The organism is Serratia bockelmannii (assembly GCF_051803255.1).
Taxonomy (GTDB): Bacteria; Pseudomonadota; Gammaproteobacteria; order Enterobacterales; family Enterobacteriaceae; genus Serratia; species Serratia bockelmannii.
This window is the reverse complement of sequence record NZ_CP196512.1, coordinates 4,902,949-4,926,718: the sequence shown is the minus strand read 5'-3', so window position 1 is coordinate 4,926,718 and position 23,770 is coordinate 4,902,949. Positions and strand designations below refer to the sequence as shown.

Below are 23,770 nucleotides of genomic sequence, written 5' to 3'. Positions count from 1 at the left end.
CTTAAACACCGGGAAAGAGCCTAAAAATAAAACAACCGCACGCTTTACGCCTATCGTAAAGAGAGTCGCGATAAAAGGTTGGAGAAAAACTATGCCATTAGTGATTGTTGCAGGCGGCGTAGCGCTGCTGCTGCTGCTGATGATCCGCTTCAAGCTGAACGGCTTTATCTCTCTGGTTCTGGTTGCCCTGGCGGTCGGGATTGCACAGGGTATGCCGGTCGATAAGGTCATCGGCTCCATCAAGGCCGGCGTGGGCGGTACGCTGGGCAGCCTGGCGCTGATCATGGGCTTCGGCGCCATGCTCGGCAAGCTGCTGGCGGACTGCGGCGGCGCACAGCGCATCGCCACCACGCTGATCGACAAGTTCGGCAGAAAACACATTCAATGGGCGGTGGTGCTGACCGGCTTCACCGTCGGCTTCGCGCTGTTCTACGAAGTGGGCTTCGTGCTGTTGCTGCCGCTGGTGTTCACCATCGCCGCCTCCGCACGCATTCCGCTGCTGTACGTCGGCGTGCCGATGGCCGCCGCGCTGTCGGTGACCCACGGCTTCCTGCCACCGCACCCAGGCCCGACCGCCATCGCCACCATCTTCCATGCCGACATGGGTAAAACCCTGTTGTACGGCACGCTGCTGGCGATCCCGACGGTGATCCTGGCCGGTCCGGTCTATGCCCGCTTCCTGAAAGGCATCGACAAGCCGGTGCCGGAAGGCCTGTACAACCCGAAAACCTTTACCGACGCGGAGATGCCGAGCTTTGGCGTCAGCGTTGCCACGTCGCTGGTGCCGGTGATCTTGATGGCGCTGCGCGCGGTCGCTGAAATGGTGCTGCCGAAGGGCCACAGCCTGCTGCGCTTCGCCGAGTTCTTCGGCGACCCGGTGATGGCGACCCTGATCGCCGTGCTGATCGCCATCTTCACCTTCGGCCTGAACCGTGGCCGCACCATGGATGAAGTGATGGGCACCATCACCGACTCGATTAAAATCATCGCGATGATGCTGTTGATCATCGGCGGTGGCGGCGCCTTTAAACAGGTGCTGGTGGACAGCGGCGTCGAGCAGTACATCGCCGGCCTGATGGAAGGCAGCAACGTTTCGCCGATTCTGATGGCCTGGTCAATCGCCGCCGCGCTGCGTCTGGCGCTGGGTTCCGCCACCGTGGCGGCAATCACCGCCGGCGGCATCGTCGCGCCGCTGATCGCCACCACCGGCGTCAGCCCTGAGCTGATGGTGATTGCGGTCGGCTCCGGCAGCGTCATCTTCTCGCACGTCAACGATCCGGGCTTCTGGCTGTTCAAGGAGTATTTCAACCTGAGCATCATGGAAACCATCAAATCCTGGTCGGTGCTGGAAACCATCATCTCGGTGTGCGGCCTGGTGGGCTGTCTGCTGCTGGCGACGGTCGTATAATCTTTATCCGGCGCCCTGCGGGGCGTCGGCGTTCCAGAGTATCTTTATCAGTTGGGACGCATTTGGCGCGCTCGCGCCAGTTCCCATAGGGGCATGACACAATGAGCAATCCGCAGAATCACGTATTTATCCTGATGGGCGTATCCGGCAGCGGCAAATCCGCCGTAGCCAGCACTGTCGCCCACGAGGCCGAGGCCGCCATGCTGGACGGCGATTATCTGCATCCGCGCGCCAACATTAACAAAATGGCTGCCGGGCACGCGCTGGACGACAACGATCGCGCCCCGTGGCTGGCGGCCTTGAACGACGCCATCTTCGCCATGCAACGCACCAATCCCGTGTCGCTGCTGGTCTGCTCGGCGTTGAAAAAAAGCTATCGTGACCGCCTGCGCGAAGGGAATAGCAACCTGCATTTCCTCTACCTGAAAGGCGACAAGGCGGTGATCGAGGAGCGCCTGAAGCAGCGCAAAGGTCACTTCTTCAAACCGCAGATGCTGGTTTCGCAGTTCGCCACGTTGGAAGAGCCGGGCGAGCAGGAGCCGGATGTGCAAGCGATTGACATCAACCAGCCGCTGGACGGCGTGGTCGCCGATACGCTCGCCTATATTCGCCGCGTTACCGCCCGCTGAGCGCGGGCCGTTGTCGGCGCCGCCAGGCGCCTACAGCTTCATGTAAGCCCGCACGCCGTCCAGGAACATCTGGGTCGACAGCATCACCAGAATCAGCCCCATCAACCGCTCCAGCGCGCTGACGCCTTTGCTGCCCAGCAGGCGCAGGAACAGGTTCGACATCAGCAAAATGGCCGCAGAGAGACCCCAGGCGATCAACAGCGCTGCCACCAGATGGGGCAGCTGATGCGGATACTGGTGCGACAGCAGCATCAGCGCCGCCAGAATCGATGGCCCGGCCACCAGCGGGATCGCCAGCGGCACCAGGAACGGCTCCTCGCCGGCGGACAGCCCGGAGCTGTTCCCCTCCTGCGTGGGGAAAATCATCTTGATGGCGATCAGAAACAGGATGATGCCGCCGGAAATGGAGACGGTTTCGGTACGCAGGTTGAGGAACGCCAGAATTTTCTCGCCGGCGAACAGGAAGATCAGCATCAGCAGCAGGGCGATCAGCAGCTCGCGGATCAGCACCACCCGGCGGCGGCGCGGTTCCAGGTGCTTGAGCACCGACATGAAAATCGGCAGGTTGCCCAGCGGATCCATAATTAAAAACAGCAATACCGTAGCGGAAATCATCTCTGTCATGGTGACCTCGTGATCGGGAAAACGCCTCGGCCTTTTCGGCCGCGTCCTTGCCTATACCTATGGATTTCAAATTGCAGCTAGGCGCCCAGCGATCGCATCCCCAGGAGCTTACTCAAGTAAGTGACTGGGGATGCGATCGTGCAGGTAACAACGCTGCAGTTTGAAAGACGACGGGTATATAAGAAGGATTGCTGAGAAATCCTCAGCCATCGAATAAATTCACTTTGCGCCCGCGCCGACATTTTGTAAGGTGAGGAGATATTGCACACAACTCGTTATCACCTACATAAGCCCTTATCCGGGCGGGATACAGATATTATGAAAAACGTTGGTTTCATCGGTTGGCGCGGAATGGTCGGCTCGGTTCTCATGCAACGCATGACGGAAGAGCGCGATTTCGACGCCATTCGCCCGGTCTTTTTCTCCACCTCGCAGCACGGTTCTGCCGCGCCGGCCTTCGGCGGCCAGCAAGGCACGCTGCAGGATGCGTATGACATCGACGCACTGAGCGCGCTCGATATCATTATTACCTGTCAGGGCGGCGATTATACCAACGAAGTCTATCCTAAGCTGCGCGCCAGCGGTTGGCAGGGTTACTGGATCGACGCGGCCTCGTCGCTGCGCATGCAGGACGACGCCATTATCATCCTGGATCCGGTCAACCACGCGGTGATCCAGCAGGGCCTGGACAAAGGCATCAAAACCTTCGTCGGCGGCAACTGCACCGTCAGCCTGATGCTGATGTCCCTCGGCGGCCTGTTCGCTAACGATCTGGTGGAGTGGGCGTCGGTCGCCACCTACCAGGCGGCCTCCGGCGGCGGCGCGCGCCACATGCGCGAACTGTTGACCCAAATGGGTATGCTGCACGCCGACGTGGCGAAAGAGCTACAGGACCCGGCTTCCGCCATTCTGGATATCGAGCGCAAGGTGACCGAAGCCACCCGCAGCGGCAAACTGCCGACCGATAACTTCGGCGTGCCGCTGGCCGGCAGCCTGATCCCATGGATCGACAAGCAGCTCGACAACGGCCAGAGCCGCGAAGAGTGGAAAGGCCAGGCGGAAACCAACAAGATTCTGAACACCGGCAGCGTGATCCCGGTCGATGGCCTGTGCGTGCGCGTGGGCGCGCTGCGCTGCCACAGCCAGGCGTTCACCCTGAAGCTGAAAAAAGACGTGTCGCTGCCGGAAATCGAGCAGATGCTGGCGACGCACAACGACTGGGTGCGCGTGATCCCGAACGACCGCGAGCTGACCATGCGCGAACTGACGCCGGCGGCGGTGACCGGCACGCTGAATACGCCGGTCGGCCGTCTGCGCAAGCTGAACATGGGGCCAGAGTACCTGTCGGCGTTCACCGTGGGCGACCAGCTGCTGTGGGGCGCGGCCGAGCCGCTGCGCCGCATGCTGCGCATCCTGTTGTAAACCCGCACTTCCTGGGGGCTGGCTGATTTCAGCCCCCTAAAGCCTTATTTTCCGCCTTTTTGTTCGCCGCGCACCGCGTCGGACAACGTCACCGCAAGCCTCGTTTCACTGGGCTCCACCCCGCATATCGCCTCGTCGGCCGCCGCATTCAGACGCCGCCGGGCTGGCAGTTTTCTTAATGAAGAATTTTCCTGAGCAATGCTGAGCAGTTTTTAACAGACATTGGCTATGCTTAACGCATGGGTGAACACTTTTTCACCATGACTGAAATATTTCAAAAAATAAGCATAAAGAGCGAAATTCAGGTCGGCAGAGTAAAGATTGGTCAATAACCGACCGCAATCACGCTTTAGAGTCCGAATGCATTGCATGATGACCAAAACGGCCAAGGAATAACCAACAAGCCGTGCTTAGATCATGCTGTTAATCTAAGGAAGAAGACTATGCCTGTACTTCCCGATCGTGACGTGATTGATCAGATCATCTCCGGCCATTACGCCGACCCTTTTGCTCTGCTTGGCATGCATGCGACCGATAACGGTCTGCAGGTGCGCGCGCTGCTGCCGGACGCCGGCGCAGTCTGGCTGGTAGAACAGCAAACCGGCCGGCGGCTGGTGCAGCTGAACTGCGACGATCCGCGCGGTTTCTTCAGCGCCGTGGTGCCGCGGCGAAAAAATCCTTTCCGCTATCAGCTGCAGGTCAGCTGGCGCGATCACCAACAGACTGTCGACGATCCCTACCGGTTTGGCCCGCTGCTGCAGGATATCGACAGTTGGCTATTGGCCGAGGGCACGCATTTGCGTCCCTATGAACGGCTGGGCGCCCACCTCGTTACGCTGGATGGCATCGACGGCGTCAGTTTTGCGGTCTGGGCGCCCAACGCCCAGCGCGTCTCGGTGGTGGGGGAGTTCAACTTCTGGGACGGCCGCCGCCATCCGATGCGTCTGCGGCGTGAGAACGGCATTTGGGAGCTGTTCCTGCCCGGCGTGCGGGCCGGCCAGCTGTACAAATATGAAATCGTCGATTGCTACGGCAATACCCAGCTGAAAGCCGATCCTTACGCCTTTGAGGCGCAGATGCGCCCGGATACCGCCTCGCTGGTGGCGCCGCTGCCGGAGGGGGTGCCGTCGACGCCGGCGCGTCGCCGCGCCAACGATTTTGACCAGCCGATCGCCATCTACGAGGTGCATCTCGGCTCATGGCGCCGCCACACCGATAATCACTTCTGGCTTAGCTATGGCGAGCTGGCGGTGCAGCTTATCGACTATGTGAAGGACATGGGATTCACCCATATCGAGCTGTTGCCGATCAACGAGCACCCGTTCGACGGCAGCTGGGGCTATCAGCCGCTGGGGCTGTATGCGCCGACCCGTCGCTTCGGCACGCCGGCCGATTTCAGGGCGTTCGTGGCGGCGGCGCATGAGGCGGGCATCAACGTGATCCTTGACTGGGTGCCGGGGCACTTCCCGAGCGACGCCTACGGCCTGGCGAATTTCGACGGCACCGCGCTGTACGAATACGCCGATCCGCGTGAGGGCTACCACCAGGACTGGAATACGCTGATCTACAACTACGGCCGTCACGAGGTGCGCAACTACCTGGCGGGCAACGCGCTGTATTGGCTGGAGCGTTTCGGTATCGATGCGCTGCGGGTCGATGCGGTGGCGTCGATGATTTATCGCGACTACAGCCGCGCCGACGGCGAGTGGGTACCGAATTACTACGGTGGCAACGAGAACCTGGAGGCCATCGCCTTCCTGCGTTATACCAACCAAACCATTGGCCAGGCGCAGCCGGGCGCGGTGACGCTGGCGGAGGAGTCCACCGACTATCCCGGCGTCACTCTGCCGCCGGACGCCAACGGCCTGGGGTTCCACTACAAATGGAACCTCGGCTGGATGCACGACACGCTCAATTATATGAAGTGCGATCCGGTGCACCGCAAATATCACCACAACCAGATGACCTTCGGCATGCTGTATGCCTATACCGAGAACTTCGTGTTACCTATCTCGCACGATGAAGTGGTGCACGGCAAAAAATCGGTCCTCGACCGCATGCCGGGCGACGCCTGGCAAAAGTTCGCCAACCTGCGCGCCTATTACGGGTTTATGTGGGCGCATCCGGGCAAAAAGCTGCTGTTTATGGGCTGCGAATTCGCGCAGGGGCGCGAGTGGAATTTCGATACCAGCCTCGACTGGCATTTATTGGAAGGGTTGGATAACTGGCATAACGGCGTGCAGCGGCTGGTGCGCGATCTGAACCACTGCTACCGGCAGCAGGCGCCGCTGTACGAGCGCGACTACCGGCCGGACGGCTTCGAGTGGCTGGTGGTCGACGATCACGATAACTCGGTGTTCGCCTTCGCGCGCTACGATTCGCAGGGCAATGAGCTGATCGCCATCAGCAACTTTACCCCGGTGCCGCGCTACCGCTACCGCATCGGCCTCTCGCGCGCCGGTGACTACCGCGAGATCCTCAATACCGATTCGCACCACTATCACGGCAGCAACGCTGGCAATCAGGGGCGGGTCTCTTCCGAAGCGGTCGGCAGCCACGGCCGCGACTTCTCCATCTGCGTAACGCTGCCGCCGCTGGCGACCATTTATCTGCTGCGGGAGGCGCCATGACGGAGCTGACGGCCGGCCTCGCCGCGCCGCTGGGCGCGCATTACGACGGCGAAGGCATCAACTTTACCCTGTACTCGGCGCACGCCGAGCGGGTGGAGCTGTGCCTGTTCGACGGCCAGCAGCGCGAAGTACGCCTGCCGCTGCCGGCGCGCAGCGGCGATATCTGGCATGGCTATTTGCCGGGCGGCAGGCCGGGGCAACGTTACGGTTACCGGGTCTACGGCCCGTTTGACCCGGCGAACGGACAGCGTTTCAACCCCAACAAACTGGCGCTCGATCCAGCCGCGCGCGCGGTGGAAGGGCCGGTGGGGGACCACCCGCACCTGCACGGCGGTTACGAGCAGCCGGACCCGCACGACAGCGCAGAGCTAATGCCGAAATGTGTGGTGGTGGACGAACGGTATGACTGGCAGGACGATCGCCCGCCTGCCACGCCCTGGGGCCAGACGGTGATTTATGAAGCGCACGTGCGCGGCCTGACGCTGCTGCACCCGAAGATCCCGCCGGCGCTGCGCGGCAGCTTCGCCGCATTGGGGCACCCGGCGATGATCGCCCACTTCAAACGCCTCGGCATCACCGCGCTGGAACTGCTGCCGGTGCAGCAACATACCTCCGAACCGCGCCTGCAGCGGTTGGGGCTGATCAACTATTGGGGCTATAACGTGCTGGCGCCCTATGCGCCGGACAACCGCTACGCCAGCCTGAGCACCGAGGGCACGCCGCTGAACGAATTCCGCGATGCGGTCAAGGCGCTGCACCAAGCCGGCATCGAGGTGATCCTCGACGTGGTGTTTAACCACAGCGCCGAGCTGGACAGGGACGGGCCGATGCTGTCGCTGAGCGGCATCGATAACCTGAGCTACTACTGGCTGACGCCCGAAGGGGACTATGTCAACGACACCGGCTGCGGCAACACGCTGCGGTTGGATCAGCCGCAAGGCGTGGCCTGGGTGATGGATTGCCTGCGTTTTTGGGTACGGGAGTGCCACGTCGACGGCTTCCGTTTCGATCTGGGCAGCGTGCTCGGCCGCACGCCGGAGTTCGATCGCGATGCCCCGCTGTTCCAGGCGATGCTGGCGGACGATGTGCTGTCGCGCTGCAAGCTCATCGCTGAACCCTGGGACGTTGGCCCCGGTGGCTATCAGGTGGGGGCGTTTCCCGGCCGCTTCGCCGAATGGAACGACCATTACCGCGATGACATGCGCCGTTTCTGGCTGCAGAGCGGCGTGTCGCTCGGCCAGTTCGCCCGGCGTTTTGCCGCTTCCAGCGATCTGTATAACCAGCGCGGGCGAGCGCCTTACGCCACCGTCAATATGCTGACCGCCCATGATGGTTTTACCCTGCAAGACGTGGTCAGCTTCAATGAGAAACACAATCAGCCCAACGGCGAGGGCAACCGCGACGGCAGCGATCGCAATTTCAGCAACAACCACGGCGTCGAAGGCCTGGTGGCCGACGACGCCATTGTGCAACGCCGCAGGGCCAGCCAGCGGGCGATGCTCGGTACGCTGTTGCTGTCCCAGGGAACGCCGATGCTGCTGGCCGGCGATGAACAGGGACACAGCCAGCAGGGGAACAACAATGCCTATTGTCAGGACAACGCCACCACCTGGCTCGATTGGGCCACGGCGGACGATGCGCTAACCGATTACGTCGCGGCGCTGATCGCGCTGCGCCGCCAGATCCCCGCGCTGCAGCAGGACCGCTGGTGGCAGCAGGATGACGGCAGCGTGCAGTGGCTGAACGCGCAAGGGCAGGCGCTCGACGCGCAGCAGTGGGAGCAGGGCGAGCCGCTCATGCAGATCCTGCTGTCGCAGCGCTGGCTGCTGCTGATCAACGCCACGCCGCAAACGACGGAGATGAGGTTGCCGGAAGGCGATTGGCAGGTTGTCGCCCCGTTCACTCAGGAAGACTCACGGGCGGTATTGCCCGCCTGGCACCAGGCCGCGCGCTCGCTTTGCGTACTGGTACGGAAATAATAAAAGGAGTCCGCTATGGTTAGGTTTGAAAATAAAGACCCCCTGATGTTGGCGCGCCAGTTGCCGATTAAATCCGTAGCGCTGATCCTGGCCGGCGGCCGCGGTTCACGTCTGAAAGATTTGACCTCCACCCGCGCCAAGCCCGCCGTCCACTTTGGCGGCAAATTCCGCATCATCGACTTCGCCTTGTCGAACTGCCTGAACTCCGGCATCCGCCGCATCGGCGTGATCACCCAATACCAGTCGCACACGCTGGTGCAGCACATTCAGCGCGGCTGGTCGTTCCTCAACGAGGAGATGAATGAGTTCGTCGATCTGCTGCCGGCCCAGCAGCGCCTCAGCACCGAGCATTGGTACAAGGGCACCGCCGACGCGGTGTACCAGAACCTGGATATCATCCGCCGCTACGAGGCCGAATACGTGGTGATCCTGGCGGGCGATCACATCTACAAGATGGATTATTCGCGCATGCTGATCGACCACGTCGAGAAGGGCGCTCAGTGCACTGTGGCTTGCCTGCCGGTGCCGCGCAGCGAGGCCGGTGAATTCGGCGTGATGAAGGTGGATGAAAGCGATCGCATCATCGAGTTTCTGGAAAAACCCACCGATCCGCCGGCGATGCCGGGCAACCCGGATATGTCGCTGGCCAGCATGGGCATCTATATTTTTAATGCCGCCTACCTGTTCCAGCTATTGGAGGAGGATATGTCGACCCCCGGCTCCAGCCACGACTTCGGCAAGGATCTGATCCCGAAAATCACCGCGCAGCAGGCGGCGTGGGCACATCCGTTTACCTTATCCTGCGTGACGTCCAACCCCGACTTGCCGCCGTACTGGCGCGACGTGGGCACGCTGGACGCCTACTGGCGCGCCAATCTCGATCTGGCGTCGGTGACGCCGGAGCTGGACATGTACGACCGCGCCTGGCCGATCCGCACCCACATGGAACCGCTGCCGCCGGCCAAGTTTGTGCAGGATCGCTCCGGTAGCCATGGCATGACCATGAATTCGCTGGTGTCCGGCGGTTGCATCGTGTCCGGGTCGGTGGTGGTGCATTCGGTGCTGTTCCCGCGCGTGCGAGTGAACTCGTTTTGCACCATCGACTCTACCGTATTGTTGCCGGACGTGAACGTCGGCCGTTCCTGCCGCCTGCGGCGCTGCATCATCGACCGCGCCTGCCACATTCCGGAGGGCATGGTGATCGGGGAAAACGCCGATGAGGACAGCAAGCGTTTTTATCGCTCGGAAGGCGGCATCGTGCTGGTGACGCGCGAAATGTTGTCAAAATTGTGAGTTAACGTGGGCGGCAGAACGATAGCCTGCCGCCCGATGAACGGTTCGATGGCTTGCGCAACGCGGCACACATAACAGCGGCAAGCCTGCTTTATTTCTTATCCAGAGGCCTTCGGCCGACTTTCAGGAGTGATAATGCAGGTCTTACACGTATGTTCTGAAATGTTCCCCCTGCTGAAAACGGGCGGACTCGCAGACGTGGTTGGCGCACTGCCGGCGGCGCAAATCGCCGAAGGCGCCGATGTTCGGGTGCTATTGCCCGCTTTCCCTGACGTACGCAACGGCATTCCGGACACCGTGCTGGTGGCGGAAATCGATTCGTTCGCCGGCCGGGTGGGCCTGCGTTACGGCACCTATCATGGCGTGGGCATTTACCTGATCGATGCGCCCTGGCTGTATGACCGGCCGGGCAGCCCGTACCACGATCAGTCCATGTACGCCTACCCCGACAACCACCGGCGCTTTGCGCTGCTGGGCTGGATGGCCTGCGAGCTGGCCAAGGGGCTGGATCGCTACTGGCGCCCGCAGCTGGTGCACGCCCACGACTGGCACGCCGGTCTCAGCTGCGCCTATCTGGCCGCCAACGGCCACCCGGCGCGTTCGGTGTTCACGGTGCACAACCTGGCCTACCAGGGGCTGTTCTCCGCCCATCACGTGACCGAGCTGTGGCTGCCGGCGTCGTTTTACAACGTCTATGGCCTGGAGTTCTACGGCCAGATGTCGTTCCTCAAGGCCGGGTTGTTTTATGCCGACCACGTGACCGCCGTCAGCCCGACCTATGCGCGCGAGATCACCCGGCCGGAGTTCGGCTACGGCATGGAGGGGCTGCTGCAGGAGCGGCAGCGGCAGGGCAGGCTGAGCGGCATCCTCAACGGCGTGGACGACAAGATTTGGGATCCGGCCCACGACCCGCGGCTGAGCGCCCGCTATGACGCCGACGATCTGAAAAGCAAGGTCAAAAACAAGCTGCATCTGCAAAAGGCCATGGGGCTGAAGGTGGACGAATCGCTGCCGGTGTTCGCGGTGGTGAGCCGATTGACCAACCAGAAAGGCCTCGATCTGGTGCTGCAGGCGTTGCCCGAATTGCTGGCGCAGGGCGGGCAGTTGGCGCTGCTGGGCGCCGGCGACGCGGTGCTGCAGCAGGCGTTTCTGGCCGCCGCCGCCGACTACCCTGAGCAGGTCGGCGTGCAGATCGGTTATCACGAATCCTTCTCCCACCGCATCATCGGCGGCGCCGACGTCATTCTGGTGCCGAGCCGCTTCGAGCCCTGCGGCCTGACGCAGCTCTACGGTCTGAAGTACGGCACGCTGCCGCTGGTGCGTCGCACCGGCGGGCTGGCGGACACGGTGGTGGACTGCGCGCTGGAGAACCTGGCCGACGGCACCGCCAGCGGCTTCGTGTTCGACGATTGCGACGCCGTCGCGCTGGGCAACGCCATCCGCCGCGCCATGGTGCTGTGGAGCCGGCCGAAACACTGGCGCCACGTTCAGCGCCACGCCATGAGTGTGGACTTCGGCTGGCCGGTGGCGGCGAAAGAGTATTTATCGCTTTATCAACGCTTGTAGCCCGCGTTTCGCGTCTCGGGTTGACGCACGGCGGGCAGCCGTAAGGGTAGATTGTCGGGGCGCGGTGTACCGCGTCCATGTTCAGCGGAGCCCGCTATTCCGCGGCGAATGGCGGGGCTCCCTACAAGGGATTAAAAAGCCATGACTTCACCGTTTAGTTACACCTCACCTACGGTCAGTGTGGAAGCGCTGAAACACTCCATCGCCTATAAGCTGATGTTTATCGTCGGCAAGGATCCGGCTATCGCCAACCGGCACGATTGGCTGAACGCCGTACTGTTCGCGGTGCGCGATCGCATGGTGGAGCGCTGGCTGCGTTCCAACCGCGCCCAGCTGTCTCAAGACGTGCGGCAGGTGTATTACCTGTCGATGGAGTTCCTGATCGGCCGCACCCTGTCTAACGCGCTGCTGTCGATGGGCATCTATCAGGATATCGACAATGCGCTGAATGAGATGGGGCTGAACCTGGCGGAGCTGCTGGAGGAAGAGAACGACCCCGGGCTCGGTAACGGCGGTCTGGGCCGGCTGGCGGCCTGCTTCCTCGACTCGCTGGCCACGCTGGCGCTGCCGGGGCGCGGCTACGGCATTCGCTATGAATACGGCATGTTCAAGCAGAACATCGTCAACGGCCAACAGATGGAATCGCCGGACTACTGGCTGGAGTACGGCAATCCGTGGGAGTTTCCGCGCCATAACACTCGCTACAAGGTGCGCTTCGGCGGCCGCGTGCAGCAGGAGGGCGCCAAGGCGCGTTGGCTGGAGACCGAAGAGGTCGTGGCCATCGCCTACGATCAGGTGATCCCCGGTTTTGACACTGACGCCACCAACACGCTGCGGTTATGGGGCGCGCAGGCCAGTAACGAGATCAACCTCGGCAAGTTCAACCAGGGCGATTACTTCGCGGCGGTGGAAGATAAAAACCATTCGGAGAACGTGTCGCGCGTGCTGTATCCGGACGATTCGACCTCCTCCGGGCGCGAACTGCGGCTGCGGCAGGAGTATTTCCTGGTGTCGGCCACGGTGCAGGATATCCTCAATCGCCATTGGCTGATGCACAAAACCTTCGACAACCTGGCGGACAAAATCGCCATTCACCTCAACGACACTCACCCGGTATTGTCGATTCCCGAGCTGATGCACCGGCTGATCGACGAGCACAAATTCAAGTGGCTCGACGCCTGGGAAGTGGTGGAGCAGGTGTTCTCTTACACCAACCACACGCTGATGAGCGAGGCGCTGGAAACCTGGCCGCTGGACATGATAGGCCGCATCTTGCCGCGCCACCTGCAGCTGATTTTCGAAATCAACGATCACTTCCTCAAGATGGTGCAGGAAGTGGCGCCGGGCGACAACGATCTGCTGGCGCGGGTCTCGATCATCGACGAAACCAACGGCCGCCGGGTGCGCATGGCGTGGCTGGCGGTGGTGGCCAGCCACAAGGTCAACGGCGTTTCCGCTCTGCATTCCGAACTGATGGTGCAGTCGTTGTTCGCCGACTTCGCCCGGCTGTTCCCGACTCGTTTCTGCAACAAAACCAACGGGGTAACGCCGCGTCGTTGGCTGGCGCTGGCCAACCCGCCGCTGGCGGCGGTGCTGGACGACTGCATCGGCCAAACCTGGCGCACCGATCTCAGCCAGCTGAGCGAGATCCAGGCCAATATCGACTACCCGAGCTTCCTGCAGGCGGTACAGCGCGCCAAGCGGCAGAACAAGGAGCGGCTGGCGCTGTATATCGCCAAAACGCTCAACGTGGTGGTTAACCCGGATGCGTTGTTCGACGTGCAGATCAAGCGCATCCACGAGTACAAACGGCAGCTGCTCAACGTGCTGCACGTCATCACGCTGTATAACCGTTTGCTGGACGATCCGGAGATCGAGCGCGTGCCGCGGGTGGTGATCTTCGCCGGCAAGGCGGCCTCGGCCTACTATGCCGCCAAGCAGATCATCCGCTTGATCAACGACGTGGCCAAAGTGATCAACAACGATCCGCGCGTGCATACCCAACTGAAGGTGGTGTTCATTCCGAACTACGGCGTCAGCCTGGCGCAGATCATTATCCCGGCGGCGGATCTGTCCGAACAGATCTCGCTGGCGGGCACCGAGGCCTCAGGTACCAGCAATATGAAGTTCGCGCTGAACGGCGCGCTGACCATCGGCACGCTGGACGGCGCCAACGTCGAGATGCGCGAGCACGTGGGGGAGGAGAACATCTTTATCTTCGGCAATACCGCCGAGCAGGTCGAGGAGCTGCGCCGCAACGGTTACAACCCGCGCCAGTACTATGAGCAAGACCCGGAGCTGCATCAGGCGCTGACGCAGATCGCTACCGGCGTGTTCAGCCCGGAAGAGCCGAAACGCTATGGCAATCTGTTCGACTCGCTGGTCAACCTCGGCGACCACTATCAGCTGTTGGCGGATTACCGCAGCTATGTGGACACGCAGGACAAGGTGGACGAGGTCTATCTCAATCAGGACGAATGGACGCGGCGCGCGGTGCTGAACATCGCCAACATGGGCTACTTCTCCTCCGATCGCACCATTCAGGAATACGCGGACGAAATCTGGCACATTCAGCCGGTGAAGCTGTAAAGCGGGGCAGGAAAAAAGCAAAGGGCCGGATAACCGGCCCTTTTTCGTTTTTTCGTTACGCTGCGGCTCAGGAAGCCAGAGACAGCGCTTTCGTTTTCGCGTGTTCTGCCAGCCAGGCTTTCACTCGCGCCTGCTGCGCTTCGTCCAGCCACATACCCAGCTTGGTACGGCGCCAGATGGCGTCGGCCAGTTCTACGACCCACTCTTTCTCGGTCAGGTAGCGCAGCTCGGCTTCATACAGACCGTGGCCGAAATCTTCGCCCAGATCGGCGAGGCCGTTGGCGCCGGCCAGGATCAGCTCGCTCTGGCTGCCGTAGGTGCGGGCATAGCGGCGCGCCAGGGCTTCCGGCAACCAGCCGTGCGCACGGCGCAGTTTGGCCGCGTAGCCGTCGCGGTCGCCGTCGATGTCACCGCCCGGCAGCGTGGCGTTTTTGGTCCACGCCGGGCCGCAGCCTGGGTAGTAGTGGGCCAGTTTTTCCATCGCATGCTCGGCCAGCTTGCGGTAGGTGGTCAGCTTGCCGCCGAAGACCGACAGCAGCGGCGCTTTGCCCTGCTCATCGTGCACGTCCAGCGTGTAATCGCGGGTGATCGCCTGCGGTGAATCGGACTCGTCGTCGCACAGCGGACGCACGCCGGAGTAAGTCCAGACGATGTCGTCGCGGCCCAGCTGCTTCTTGAAGTGATCGTTGTACACTTTCAGCAGATAAGCGATTTCGTTCTCGTCGATCTTCACGTCCTTCGGATCGCCTTTGTACTCCACGTCGGTGGTGCCGATGATGGAGAACTCGTCATTCCACGGGATCACGAACACGATGCGGTGGTCTTCGTTCTGCAGAATGTAAGACTGCGGCTGATCGTGCACGCGCGGCACCACGATGTGGCTGCCTTTGATCAGACGGATGCCGTAAGGTGATTTCAGCTTCAGGCCGTCGTCGAAGAAGTTTTTCACCCACGGGCCGGTGGCGTTCACCAGGCCTTTGGCGCGCCAGGTGAAGGTTTTGCCGCTGTCGATATCGACCGCTTCCACCATCCACAGGCCGTTTTCACGCCATGCGCGGGTCACTTTGGTGCGGGTGCGCACTTCGCCGCCGCGTTTTTCCACTTCCTGCGCGTTCAGCACCACCAGGCGAGCATCGTCAACCCAGCAGTCGGAATATTCGAAACCGCGCTTCAGTTCAGGCTTCAGCACCGACTCTGGTCCAAAGCGCAACCCCTTGCTGCCCGGCAGGCTGGTGCGTTTGCCCAAGTGATCGTACAGGAACAGGCCGATACGGATCATCCAGGCCGGACGCAGGTGCGGCTGGTGCGGCAGGCGGAAACGCATCGGGAACGCGATGTGCGGTGCCAGCTTCAGCAGCACTTCACGCTCGGCCAGCGCTTCGCTCACCAGACGGAATTCGTAGTGTTCCAGGTAGCGCAGGCCACCGTGGATCAGTTTGGAACTGGCGGAAGACGTAGCACAGGCCAAGTCTTGCGCTTCCAGTAGCAGTACCGACAGCCCGCGCCCGGCAGCATCCGCCGCGATGCCGGCACCGTTGATGCCGCCACCGATAACGATCAAGTCTTTGGTTTCCACGTCATCTTCCTCCAGATGTTCGAAATAGCTCTTTCATGTTCGTTTTCGCTCATGATTGTAATCAAAAACCAACAAGCAAGCCAAGACTTAACCAAACAAAAACATTTAGGCGTGATAGAGGTAACAGTTTGGTGATGATAGTCACATAAATGATGTGGATATGGCGCGAGCGCGCAAACGGCTGTCGGTAAGGGAGGCGGGGGTGGAAAACGGGGCGGCGGCGCGCCCCGCAGGTTAAGGCCGAATCAGCACAGCTCCAGCTGCACGTCGTACTGTTCGATGATTTTCATCACGCTCGGCGGCGGCAGCTGGTCGGTAAACAGGTAGTCGATCAGGTTCATGTTGCCCAGGTTGACCATGGCGTTGCGGCCGAATTTAGAGTGGTCGGTCACCAGCATCACGCAGCGGGAATTTTCGATAATCGCGCGTTTGGTGCGCACTTCGTGATAGTCGAATTCGAGCAGCGAGCCGTCCATATCGATGCCGCTGATGCCGAGAATGCCGTAATCGAGGCGGAATTGAGAGATGAAGTCCAGGGTGGCTTCGCCCATGATGCCGCCGTCACGGGTGCGCACTTCGCCGCCGGCCAGGATCAGGCGGAAGTCTTCCTTGGCGGTCAGCAGGGTGGCGACGTTGAGGTTGTTGGTGACCACGCGCAGGTTCTTGTGGTTCATCAGCGCATGGGCCACCGCTTCCGGCGTGGTGCCGATATCGATGAACAGCGTGGCGCCGTCCGGGATCTGGCTGGCGACGCGCTGCGCGATGCGGGCTTTCTCTTCCGACCACATCACCTTGCGATCGTTATAGGCAGCGTTGACCGAGCTGGAAGGCAGCGCCGCGCCGCCGTGGTGACGCTGGATCTTGTTCTGGTCGGCCAGGTCATTCAAATCGCGGCGAATCGTTTGCGGGCTGACGTCAAAATGTTCCACCAGCTCTTCCGTGCTGACGTAACCCTGCAGGCGCACCAGCTCGATAATTGCGTCATGACGCTGTGTTTGCTTCACGATAATCCCCTAAAACGCCCGCCATGCCCGCTGGGCACAGCTCCCGGCTGTTATTGTTCGTTGTGTGCGCGATGACGCGTATCCCAAAATGCCATCAATAACCCTAACACTAAACCGGCTACGTGTGCCGCGTTGGCGATCGACATTCCTAAAATATCGAAATATCCGGCCACCAGCCACAGCACCGAGAACACCATCAGGCCGCGTGGCAGCATCAGGCCGCGCTCCGGCGCCCGTTCCCCCGTCAGCCACACATAGCCCATCAGCGCATAGACCACGCCCGACAGCCCGCCGAACAGCGCGCCGCTGAACAGCGATTGCGCCCAGCCGCTGAAGAAGGCCGACACCACCGCCAGCACGAACAGCTTACCGGCGCCGAGGCGTTTTTCCATCTGGCCGCCGAGATACCACCACCACATCAGGTTAAACAGGATATGCAGCAGGGAGAAATGCAGGAACGCATGGCTGACCCAGCGCCACAGCTGCGTGTATTGGCTGCTGTCTTGCGGCCAGGAGAGCCAGTACATCACGGTATCGTCACCCAGCACCTGCATCAGGATGTAGACCGCGATGCACAGTACCATCACGCCGAGCGTCAGCGGCCCGGCCTTGCTGCGCAGGGTGTGCAGGTAGGATTCGCTCTGATAGTGCAGGCCGGCGTCGGTATGGCCGGTCTGCCAACTGGCGGCCTGATAACGGCGGTTGAGCGGATCGACCAGAAACTGCTGCAGCTCGTGTTGCACCTGCTCGAGGTGGCTGTCGTCGGCCAGCCAGATTTCCGCCGCCTCGCCGCTGTTGCGCAGCTCAAGCCGGATGCCCTGGGTCGCCATATAGTCGACAAAGGCCAGCGCCAGGCGCGGGTTGGATATGGCGATTACTCTAACCATTGCTCTTCCGTCGTAAGTGAATGATTTTGGCCGCGGCTTGCTCGCCGATGACCCTGACGGCCGATTATAACGTCGAAATCCTGAGCGCTGGCAAACGGATCTGCGAAAAACCCGCGAAAACGCGCATAAAATCGAAGGGAAAAGCCCGCCGATGCGCAGCGGGCGGCGGGGATCAGGCAGAGGTTTCCACGTCTTGCGGGTACTGGCGGGCCCAGGCTTCGAAACCGCCGTCGATGCTGTAGACCGCGTCGAACCCCTGGTGCAGCAGGTATTGCGCCGCGCTGCGGCTGCTGTTGCCGTGGTAGCACATCACCATCACCGGCCGCTCGAAGTCGTTTTGCTGCATAAAGGCCGACAGGGTGGCGTTGGTGAGGTGAAAGGCGCCCGGCGTATGCCCGGCTTCAAAACTTTGCGGATCGCGGATGTCGACCAGGGCGGCGCTGCCCTCTTTCCAGCGGGTGTACGCCTGCTCAACGTTGATCGCTTCGAACTGTTCCATACTGCTGACTGCCTCGTTATTGGGGGACGCCGCTATTGTAACCAACTCGGCGGCGTTTAAGACCAGAGGGATATCAGGGTTTTTACGCGCCGTACCCCATCATCTTCAACAGCTGCTGCGCTTGCTGCACTGCCTCCTGGCGATGGGCCACGCCCAGTTTCTGATACAGGTTGCGGATATGGGTCTTGATGGTGGTGGCCGCCACGTCCAGCTCGCCGGCGATCTGGTCGTTGCTGTAGCCGGAATAGATCAGCCCCAGCACCTGCCATTCGCGCTGGGTGAGCGGGCTGGTGCGGATCAGCTCCGGCACCTGCGGGTGGGTCAGCAACTTATCGACGAAGTTCTCGTCGAAATGCGCGAATTTGTGCCGATGATGCTGGTTGATGTCGCGCAGGATACGCTGGGCGCGATGCTGCTCCAGCTCCGGCAGCGTGTTGAGCTGGATCAGCTGGCGCAGCTGCTGCGCCATCGCTTCGCCTTCGATGACGAAGTGGCTGATAAAGCCGGTGCGGTTAGCCAGCGACAGTGCTTCGATCAGCGCCTGCTGCGCTTCGCCCTTGCGCTCCTGCAGCCAGTAGAGCTGGTTGCTGAGCAGCAGGTTGCGGTTGAGATCGCTCACCAGCCGCAGGCGGCGGGCGTTCTCGTTCAGTTCATCCAGCACCACCCCGGCCTCTTCGTACTGGCCGAGCAGGATTTGCACCCGCGCGATGTTGCGCCATTGGCCCTGCGTGAAGTGGTTGTCCGCCATACCGGGTTTTTCGGTGTGGCGCAGCCACTGGGCGGCGGCGGCGGTGTCGCCGGTCATCTGCCAGTGGATCACCCGCGATTTGTCGGTGTTGGTCAGCCAGTCGCGATGATAATGAGCGCCGTGCAGCAGGGCTTCGCACCGCTGCAGATGGGTATTGGCGTTGTCCAGATCGCCGCGCGCCAGCGAGCATTTTGCTAACATGGCGATGCACTGCAGCTGCTGTTGCGGTTGGTAGTTCGCCAGAATTTTCAGCCCGGCGCGCGCCGCGTCTTCCGCTTCGTCCAGCCGTGACCACGACCACAGGATCTGCGCGCGAATGCGCAGCAGGAATTCGTGCATCGGCAGCTGTTCCAGGTGCTGTTCGCGGATCAGTTCGAAGGCCTTATCCTGGGTTTCGTAAGCGGCCTGCAGGTAGCCTTGGGCGATAAGAATTTCGCTCTGCTGCAGCAGCGCCCAGAGCGCGTAATGGTTGGCCTGATGACGACGCGCCATCTGTTCGGTTTGCTGCATCATCGGCAGCGCGCGCGCCAGCTCGCCCTTGCAGTGGTGCACTTCGCCGGTCACCGAGGTGGCGACGATGCGGCTGTAGTAGCTGGACAGCGGCAGGAATTTCAACGCTTCGGTCGCCAGCCGCTCGGCTTCTTCCGGTTTGCCGGCGTTGATCGCCACTTGGGCGCGCAGGGCGTCGAACTCGGCGTGCAGCGTTTGGTCTATCTCGATTTTCTGTTCGCGCATGGTGCGCTCGGCACGCTCCAGCAGGGTATTGACCTCGCTGTAGCGGTGCTGGCTCTGCGCCAGCCAGGCCTGCAGCAGCGCCAGCTTGGGGTTTTGGATCAGGCGCTCATAGGGCAGCGCGTTGAGGCACTCCTCCAGCAAGGCCAGTTCGCTGTGGTGGAACAGCGACCAGGCGTGTTGCAGCAGGATGTCGCGCAGCATGCTGACGTCGCTGGCCGCCAACGCGTGGTGAATGGCCTCCGCCGGATACCCCAGCGCCAGCCAGCCCTCGGCGGCGGCGCGGTGCAACCCCGGCAGCTCCAGCGCCAGTTCCCACTGGCAACGCTGGCGCAGGAAAGAGGCGAACAGCGGGTGGAAGTTGAACCACTCGCCGGTGTCGTCCATGCGGTGGATAAACAGCCCCTGGCGCTCCAGCTCCTCCAGCCGCTGCTGGCCGTTGTCTTCGCCGGTCAGTCGCACGATCAGCGCATCGTTCATCGAACGCAGCACCGAACAGCGCAGAAGGAAAGCGCGCGCATCGGCATCGACGTGGTCCAGCACTTCGTCTACCAGGTAGTCGGACAGGTGACTGGCGTTCAGCCCCGCCAGGCGCTTGGCCGACAGCTGAGCCGACGAGGCGGACTGGCGGGCCGACAGCGCGATCAGCTGCAGCGCGGTGGCCCAGCCTTCGACTTCGTCGCACAGGCGGCTGCTGTCCTGCTGTTCCATCGGCGCCGCCAGGCGGCAGTCGAAGAACTGTTTGGCTTCCTGGTGGGTGAATGCCAGCTGCTGCGTGCCCATTTCCAGCAGCTGATCGCGCACCCGCAAATTGGCGATGCCGAGCGGCGGCAGGGTGCGTGAGAGCAGGATCAGCGTCAGGTTTTCCGGCTGATGGCGCAGGAAGAAGCGCATGGCTTCGTGGATGGCGTCGTTGGTGATCAGGTGGTAGTCGTCGATCACCAGGTACAGCGGCTGGTGCCAGTCGGCCAGCTCGATAAACAGCTGGGCGAACAACGCCGACAGGCTGGCGTACTGGTGTTTCTGGCTCAGCACCTCGCTCTTGACGCAGCGGCCGCCGCTGGCCTGCTGCAGCGCGGCAATCAGGTAGCTGGCGAAGCGCTCCGGCTGGTTGTCGCTCTCATCCAGCGAATACCAGCCCAGATCGGCCTTGCCGGCCGCCCATTGGGCGATCAGCGTGGTTTTCCCGTATCCCGCCGGGCAATTGACCAGTGTCAGGCGATAGTTGCCCGCGCTGGCCAGTTTGGCCAGCAGGCGATCGCGGATCACGGTATTTTGCAGCCGTACCGGGCGGCTCAGTTTTGATGGGATCAGCATAGTATTCCAGGGTATAAATCGCGGTTCCCGCCGGGATTGGAGTGGCGCTAATTATTTTATGGTTCGTAATTAATAGCTCCCCCTAACTTCTGCCAACCCTAAACGTATTGCAACAAGCTTCCGCATCGGCTTGGAGTTAAGTTGCTATTGATCACACTTTTTTACGTTTGGCGCCGGCGCGCGGCGATGCGGTCGCGGATCGCATTTCCGGCCATGGACAAAACTTCAGCAGCGCGAATACTTGTGCTAACGTCATGGTTAACGTTCTCAGTGCTCGCCGCACGAGTTGGCGGGCTTTTTTGCATCGTTGCAAGGGAGTCAAACAGTGCCTGAGATCACAATTCCAGCTACGCCCCAATCCTCCTCCCCAGCTAATCCCCAGGCGGGATGATGCCGTCAGGCTTTCTCACCGGCACGATAGCGGCAATTTGACCCACTTACTGGATAGAGAGTTTTCCTTATGTCACAGCCTACGCTCAAGAAGGATGCTTTTCTGGCGGCGCTCGCCCGTCAGTGGCAACGGTTCGGCCTCAGTTCCGCACAGCAGATGACGCAACATCAATGGTGGGAAGCCGTCAGTGCGGCGCTGGCCGAGCAGCCGGCCGCACAGCCAGCGCCGCGCAAAAGCGCCAAATCTCTGCGCCACGTGAACTACATCTCGATGGAGTTTCTGATCGGCCGGCTGACGGCGAACAACCTGATCAACCTGGGCTGGTACGACACCGTCGAGCAGGCGCTGGCCGAGCAGAACGTCAAGCTGGCGGATTTGCTGGAGCAGGAAACCGATCCGGCGCTGGGCAACGGCGGGCTGGGGCGTCTGGCGGCCTGTTTCCTCGACTCGATGGCAACGGTGGAGCAACCGGCCACCGGCTATGGGCTGAATTACCAGTACGGGCTGTTCCGCCAGTCGTTCCGCGAAGGGCAACAGCAAGAGGCGCCGGATAACTGGCAACGCGAGAGCTATCCGTGGTTCCGCCACAACGCCGCGCTGGCGGTGGACGTGGGCATCGGCGGCAAGCTGGAAAAGCAGGCCGACGGCCGCGAACGGTGGCGCCCGGCCTTCACCCTGCGCGGCGAAGCCTGGGATCTGCCGGTGCTGGGCTATCGCAACGGCGTGGCGCAGCCGCTGCGCCTGTGGCAGGCGACCCATCAGCATCCGTTCAACCTGAGCGATTTCAACGACGGCAAATTCTTGCAGGCGGAGAAGCAGGGCGTAGAAGCCGACAAGCTGACCAAGGTGCTTTACCCGAACGACAACCATAAGGCCGGCAAGCGCCTGCGCCTGATGCAGCAGTATTTCCAGTGCGCCTGCTCGGTGGCGGACATTTTGCGCAAGCACCATCAGGCCGGCCGCAAGATTGAAGAGCTGCCGAAGTACGAAGTGATCCAGCTGAACGACACCCACCCGACCATCGCCATTCCGGAAATGCTGCGCATTCTGCTGGACGAGCACCAGCTGGAATGGGAGGCGGCCTGGGCGATCACCAGCAACACCTTCGCCTATACCAACCACACCCTGATGCCGGAAGCGCTGGAGTGCTGGGATGAAAAACTGGTGCGCAGCCTGCTGCCGCGCCATTTCTCCATCATCAAACAGATCAACGCCAGGTTTAAAAAATTGGTGGATAAGCACTGGCCGGGCGACGAGGCGGTGTGGGCCAAACTGGCGGTGCACCACAACAAGCAGGTGCGCATGGCCAACCTGTGCGTGGTCAGTGGCTTTGCGGTCAATGGCGTGGCGCAGCTGCATTCGGATCTGGTGGTGAAAGATCTGTTCCCGGAATATCACCAGCTGTGGCCGAACAAATTCCATAACGTCACCAACGGCATCACGCCGCGCCGCTGGCTGAAACAGTGCAACCCGGCGCTGTCGGGCCTGATCGACGAGACGCTGAAGGTGGAGTGGGCGAGCGATCTCGACGCGCTGCGCGGGCTGGAAAAATTCGCCGACGACGCGGCGTTCCGCCAGCGTTATCAGCAGATCAAACGCGACAACAAGGTGGCGCTGGCCCATTACGTACACGGCGTAATGGGGCTGACACTTGACCCGGACGCGATCTTCGACGTGCAGATCAAGCGTCTGCACGAGTACAAACGCCAGCACCTGAACCTGCTGCACATCCTGTCGCTGTATCGTCAGCTGCGCGACAACCCCAACCTGGACATCGTGCCGCGCGTCTTCCTGTTCGGCGCCAAGGCGGCGCCGGGCTACTACCTGGCGAAGAACATCATCTACGCCATCAATCAGGCGGCCGAGAAGATCAATAACGATCCGTTGGTGAAAGATCGCCTGAAAGTGGCGTTCATCCCTGACTACCGCGTGTCGGTGGCCGAACTGATGATCCCGGCGGCGGATATCTCCGAACAGATCTCCACCGCCGGCAAAGAGGCCTCCGGCACCGGCAACATGAAGCTGGCGTTGAACGGCGCGCTGACGGTCGGCACGCTGGACGGCGCCAACGTCGAAATCGCCGAGCAGGTGGGCGAAGACAATATCTTTATCTTCGGCAATACCGTGGAGCAGGTGAAGGCGATAGTGGCGAAGGGTTACGATCCGCTCAGCTACCGCAAGAAAGACAAGCACCTGAAGGCGATTCTGGACGAGCTGGCGAGCGGCACCTTCAGCCACGGCGACAAGCACGCGTTCGACATGATGCTGCACAGCCTGCTGGAAGGCGGCGATCCCTACCTGGTGCTGGCGGACTTTGCCTCGTACTGCCAGGCGCAGCGCCGGGTCGACGAGCTGTATCGCGATCGGGACGAATGGACGCGGCGGACTATCCTTAACACCGCGCGCGTCGGCATGTTCAGCTCGGATCGCTCGATCCGCGATTACCAGCAGCGTATCTGGCAAGCCAAACGTTAAG

Annotated in this window: 15 protein-coding genes; 9 read left to right on the top strand and 6 right to left on the bottom strand. The window is 61.6% G+C overall.

Annotated features, from left to right (window positions below; all coding sequences use genetic code 11):
• Positions 1–91 precede the first annotated feature (91 nt).
• Positions 92–1,408 (top strand): gluconate transporter, encoded by a 1,317-nt coding sequence (gene gntT / locus ACSJLU_RS23405; RefSeq protein WP_016930400.1) that lies wholly within the window; start codon positions 92–94, stop codon positions 1,406–1,408.
• Between the two features lie 101 nt (positions 1,409–1,509).
• On the top strand, positions 1,510–2,037 hold the full coding sequence (gene gntK / locus ACSJLU_RS23400; RefSeq protein WP_016930399.1) for a gluconokinase: 528 nt from the start codon (positions 1,510–1,512) through the stop codon (positions 2,035–2,037).
• A gap of 30 nt (positions 2,038–2,067) precedes the next feature.
• On the opposite strand, the gene ACSJLU_RS23395 is transcribed toward gntK, so the two are convergent.
• A complete protein-coding gene (locus ACSJLU_RS23395; protein WP_004930825.1) occupies positions 2,068–2,661 on the bottom strand; it encodes a YhgN family NAAT transporter in 594 nt (197 codons plus the stop codon).
• Between the two features lie 318 nt (positions 2,662–2,979).
• Between ACSJLU_RS23395 and asd the strand changes: the two genes are divergently transcribed.
• The 6 genes from asd to glgP all read left to right on the top strand — a co-directional run bounded on the left by asd (position 2,980) and on the right by glgP (position 14,140).
• On the top strand, positions 2,980–4,083 hold the full coding sequence (asd, locus tag ACSJLU_RS23390) for an aspartate-semialdehyde dehydrogenase (protein WP_016930397.1): 1,104 nt from the start codon (positions 2,980–2,982) through the stop codon (positions 4,081–4,083).
• A 443-nt stretch (positions 4,084–4,526) separates the two neighbouring features.
• Positions 4,527–6,713: a 1,4-alpha-glucan branching enzyme gene (gene glgB, locus ACSJLU_RS23385; protein WP_025304568.1), complete on the top strand. Its 2,187-nt coding sequence runs from the start codon at positions 4,527–4,529 to the stop codon at positions 6,711–6,713.
• A complete protein-coding gene (gene glgX, locus ACSJLU_RS23380) occupies positions 6,710–8,692 on the top strand; it encodes a glycogen debranching protein GlgX (protein ID WP_342096664.1) in 1,983 nt (660 codons plus the stop codon). The genes glgB and glgX overlap by 4 nt, the downstream gene beginning before the upstream one ends.
• 15 nt (positions 8,693–8,707) lie before the next feature.
• Positions 8,708–9,985, top strand: a complete 1,278-nt coding sequence (glgC, locus tag ACSJLU_RS23375) for a glucose-1-phosphate adenylyltransferase (protein WP_025304566.1) — start codon at positions 8,708–8,710, stop codon at positions 9,983–9,985.
• 135 nt (positions 9,986–10,120) lie between these two features.
• Positions 10,121–11,551, top strand: coding sequence for a glycogen synthase GlgA (gene glgA, locus ACSJLU_RS23370; RefSeq protein ID WP_025304565.1), 1,431 nt, complete (start codon positions 10,121–10,123; stop codon positions 11,549–11,551).
• 141 nt (positions 11,552–11,692) lie between these two features.
• Entirely contained in the window at positions 11,693–14,140 is a 2,448-nt protein-coding gene (gene glgP / locus ACSJLU_RS23365; protein WP_025304564.1) for a glycogen phosphorylase, read from the top strand.
• A 67-nt stretch (positions 14,141–14,207) separates the two neighbouring features.
• Here the strand turns inward: glgP and glpD are convergent, their stop codons facing one another.
• From glpD to malT, 5 genes are all read right to left on the bottom strand, one after another.
• Positions 14,208–15,716 carry a glycerol-3-phosphate dehydrogenase gene (gene glpD, locus ACSJLU_RS23360; protein ID WP_043138961.1) on the bottom strand — a complete coding sequence of 503 codons (1,509 nt, stop codon included), beginning with the start codon at positions 15,714–15,716 and terminating at the stop codon, positions 14,208–14,210.
• A gap of 245 nt (positions 15,717–15,961) precedes the next feature.
• Positions 15,962–16,720 carry a DeoR/GlpR family transcriptional regulator gene (locus ACSJLU_RS23355; RefSeq protein WP_004930797.1) on the bottom strand — a complete coding sequence of 253 codons (759 nt, stop codon included), beginning with the start codon at positions 16,718–16,720 and terminating at the stop codon, positions 15,962–15,964.
• Between the two features lie 50 nt (positions 16,721–16,770).
• The gene (glpG, locus tag ACSJLU_RS23350) at positions 16,771–17,607 is read right to left on the bottom strand and encodes a rhomboid family intramembrane serine protease GlpG (RefSeq protein WP_043138958.1); all 837 of its coding nucleotides are present in this window, start codon (positions 17,605–17,607) and stop codon (positions 16,771–16,773) included.
• A 172-nt stretch (positions 17,608–17,779) separates the two neighbouring features.
• Positions 17,780–18,106 carry a thiosulfate sulfurtransferase GlpE gene (gene glpE / locus ACSJLU_RS23345; RefSeq protein WP_004930790.1) on the bottom strand — a complete coding sequence of 109 codons (327 nt, stop codon included), beginning with the start codon at positions 18,104–18,106 and terminating at the stop codon, positions 17,780–17,782.
• 82 nt (positions 18,107–18,188) lie between these two features.
• Positions 18,189–20,903, bottom strand: a complete 2,715-nt coding sequence (gene malT / locus ACSJLU_RS23340; RefSeq protein ID WP_060435144.1) for an HTH-type transcriptional regulator MalT — start codon at positions 20,901–20,903, stop codon at positions 18,189–18,191.
• A 460-nt stretch (positions 20,904–21,363) separates the two neighbouring features.
• Between malT and malP the strand changes: the two genes are divergently transcribed.
• Positions 21,364–23,769, top strand: a complete 2,406-nt coding sequence (gene malP, locus ACSJLU_RS23335; RefSeq protein ID WP_380827147.1) for a maltodextrin phosphorylase — start codon at positions 21,364–21,366, stop codon at positions 23,767–23,769.
• Position 23,770: the final 1 nt, after the last annotated feature.

Excerpts from the sequence above, each read along its gene's own strand:
- glgC (WP_025304566.1), top strand. The coding sequence starts at position 8,708 with ATGGTTAGGTTTGAAAATAAAGACCCCCTGATGTTGGCGCGCCAGTTG.
- glgP (WP_025304564.1), top strand. The coding sequence starts at position 11,693 with ATGACTTCACCGTTTAGTTACACCTCACCTACGGTCAGTGTGGAAGCG.
- glgB (WP_025304568.1), top strand. The coding sequence starts at position 4,527 with ATGCCTGTACTTCCCGATCGTGACGTGATTGATCAGATCATCTCCGGC.
- glgX (WP_342096664.1), top strand. The coding sequence starts at position 6,710 with ATGACGGAGCTGACGGCCGGCCTCGCCGCGCCGCTGGGCGCGCATTAC.
- gntT (WP_016930400.1), top strand. The coding sequence starts at position 92 with ATGCCATTAGTGATTGTTGCAGGCGGCGTAGCGCTGCTGCTGCTGCTG.
- glgA (WP_025304565.1), top strand. The coding sequence starts at position 10,121 with ATGCAGGTCTTACACGTATGTTCTGAAATGTTCCCCCTGCTGAAAACG.
- ACSJLU_RS23395 (WP_004930825.1), bottom strand. The coding sequence starts at position 2,661 with ATGACAGAGATGATTTCCGCTACGGTATTGCTGTTTTTAATTATGGAT.
- glpE (WP_004930790.1), bottom strand. The coding sequence starts at position 18,106 with ATGGAACAGTTCGAAGCGATCAACGTTGAGCAGGCGTACACCCGCTGG.
- gntK (WP_016930399.1), top strand. The coding sequence starts at position 1,510 with ATGAGCAATCCGCAGAATCACGTATTTATCCTGATGGGCGTATCCGGC.
- malP (WP_380827147.1), top strand. The coding sequence starts at position 21,364 with ATGTCACAGCCTACGCTCAAGAAGGATGCTTTTCTGGCGGCGCTCGCC.
- malT (WP_060435144.1), bottom strand. The coding sequence starts at position 20,903 with ATGCTGATCCCATCAAAACTGAGCCGCCCGGTACGGCTGCAAAATACC.
- glpG (WP_043138958.1), bottom strand. The coding sequence starts at position 17,607 with ATGGTTAGAGTAATCGCCATATCCAACCCGCGCCTGGCGCTGGCCTTT.
- asd (WP_016930397.1), top strand. The coding sequence starts at position 2,980 with ATGAAAAACGTTGGTTTCATCGGTTGGCGCGGAATGGTCGGCTCGGTT.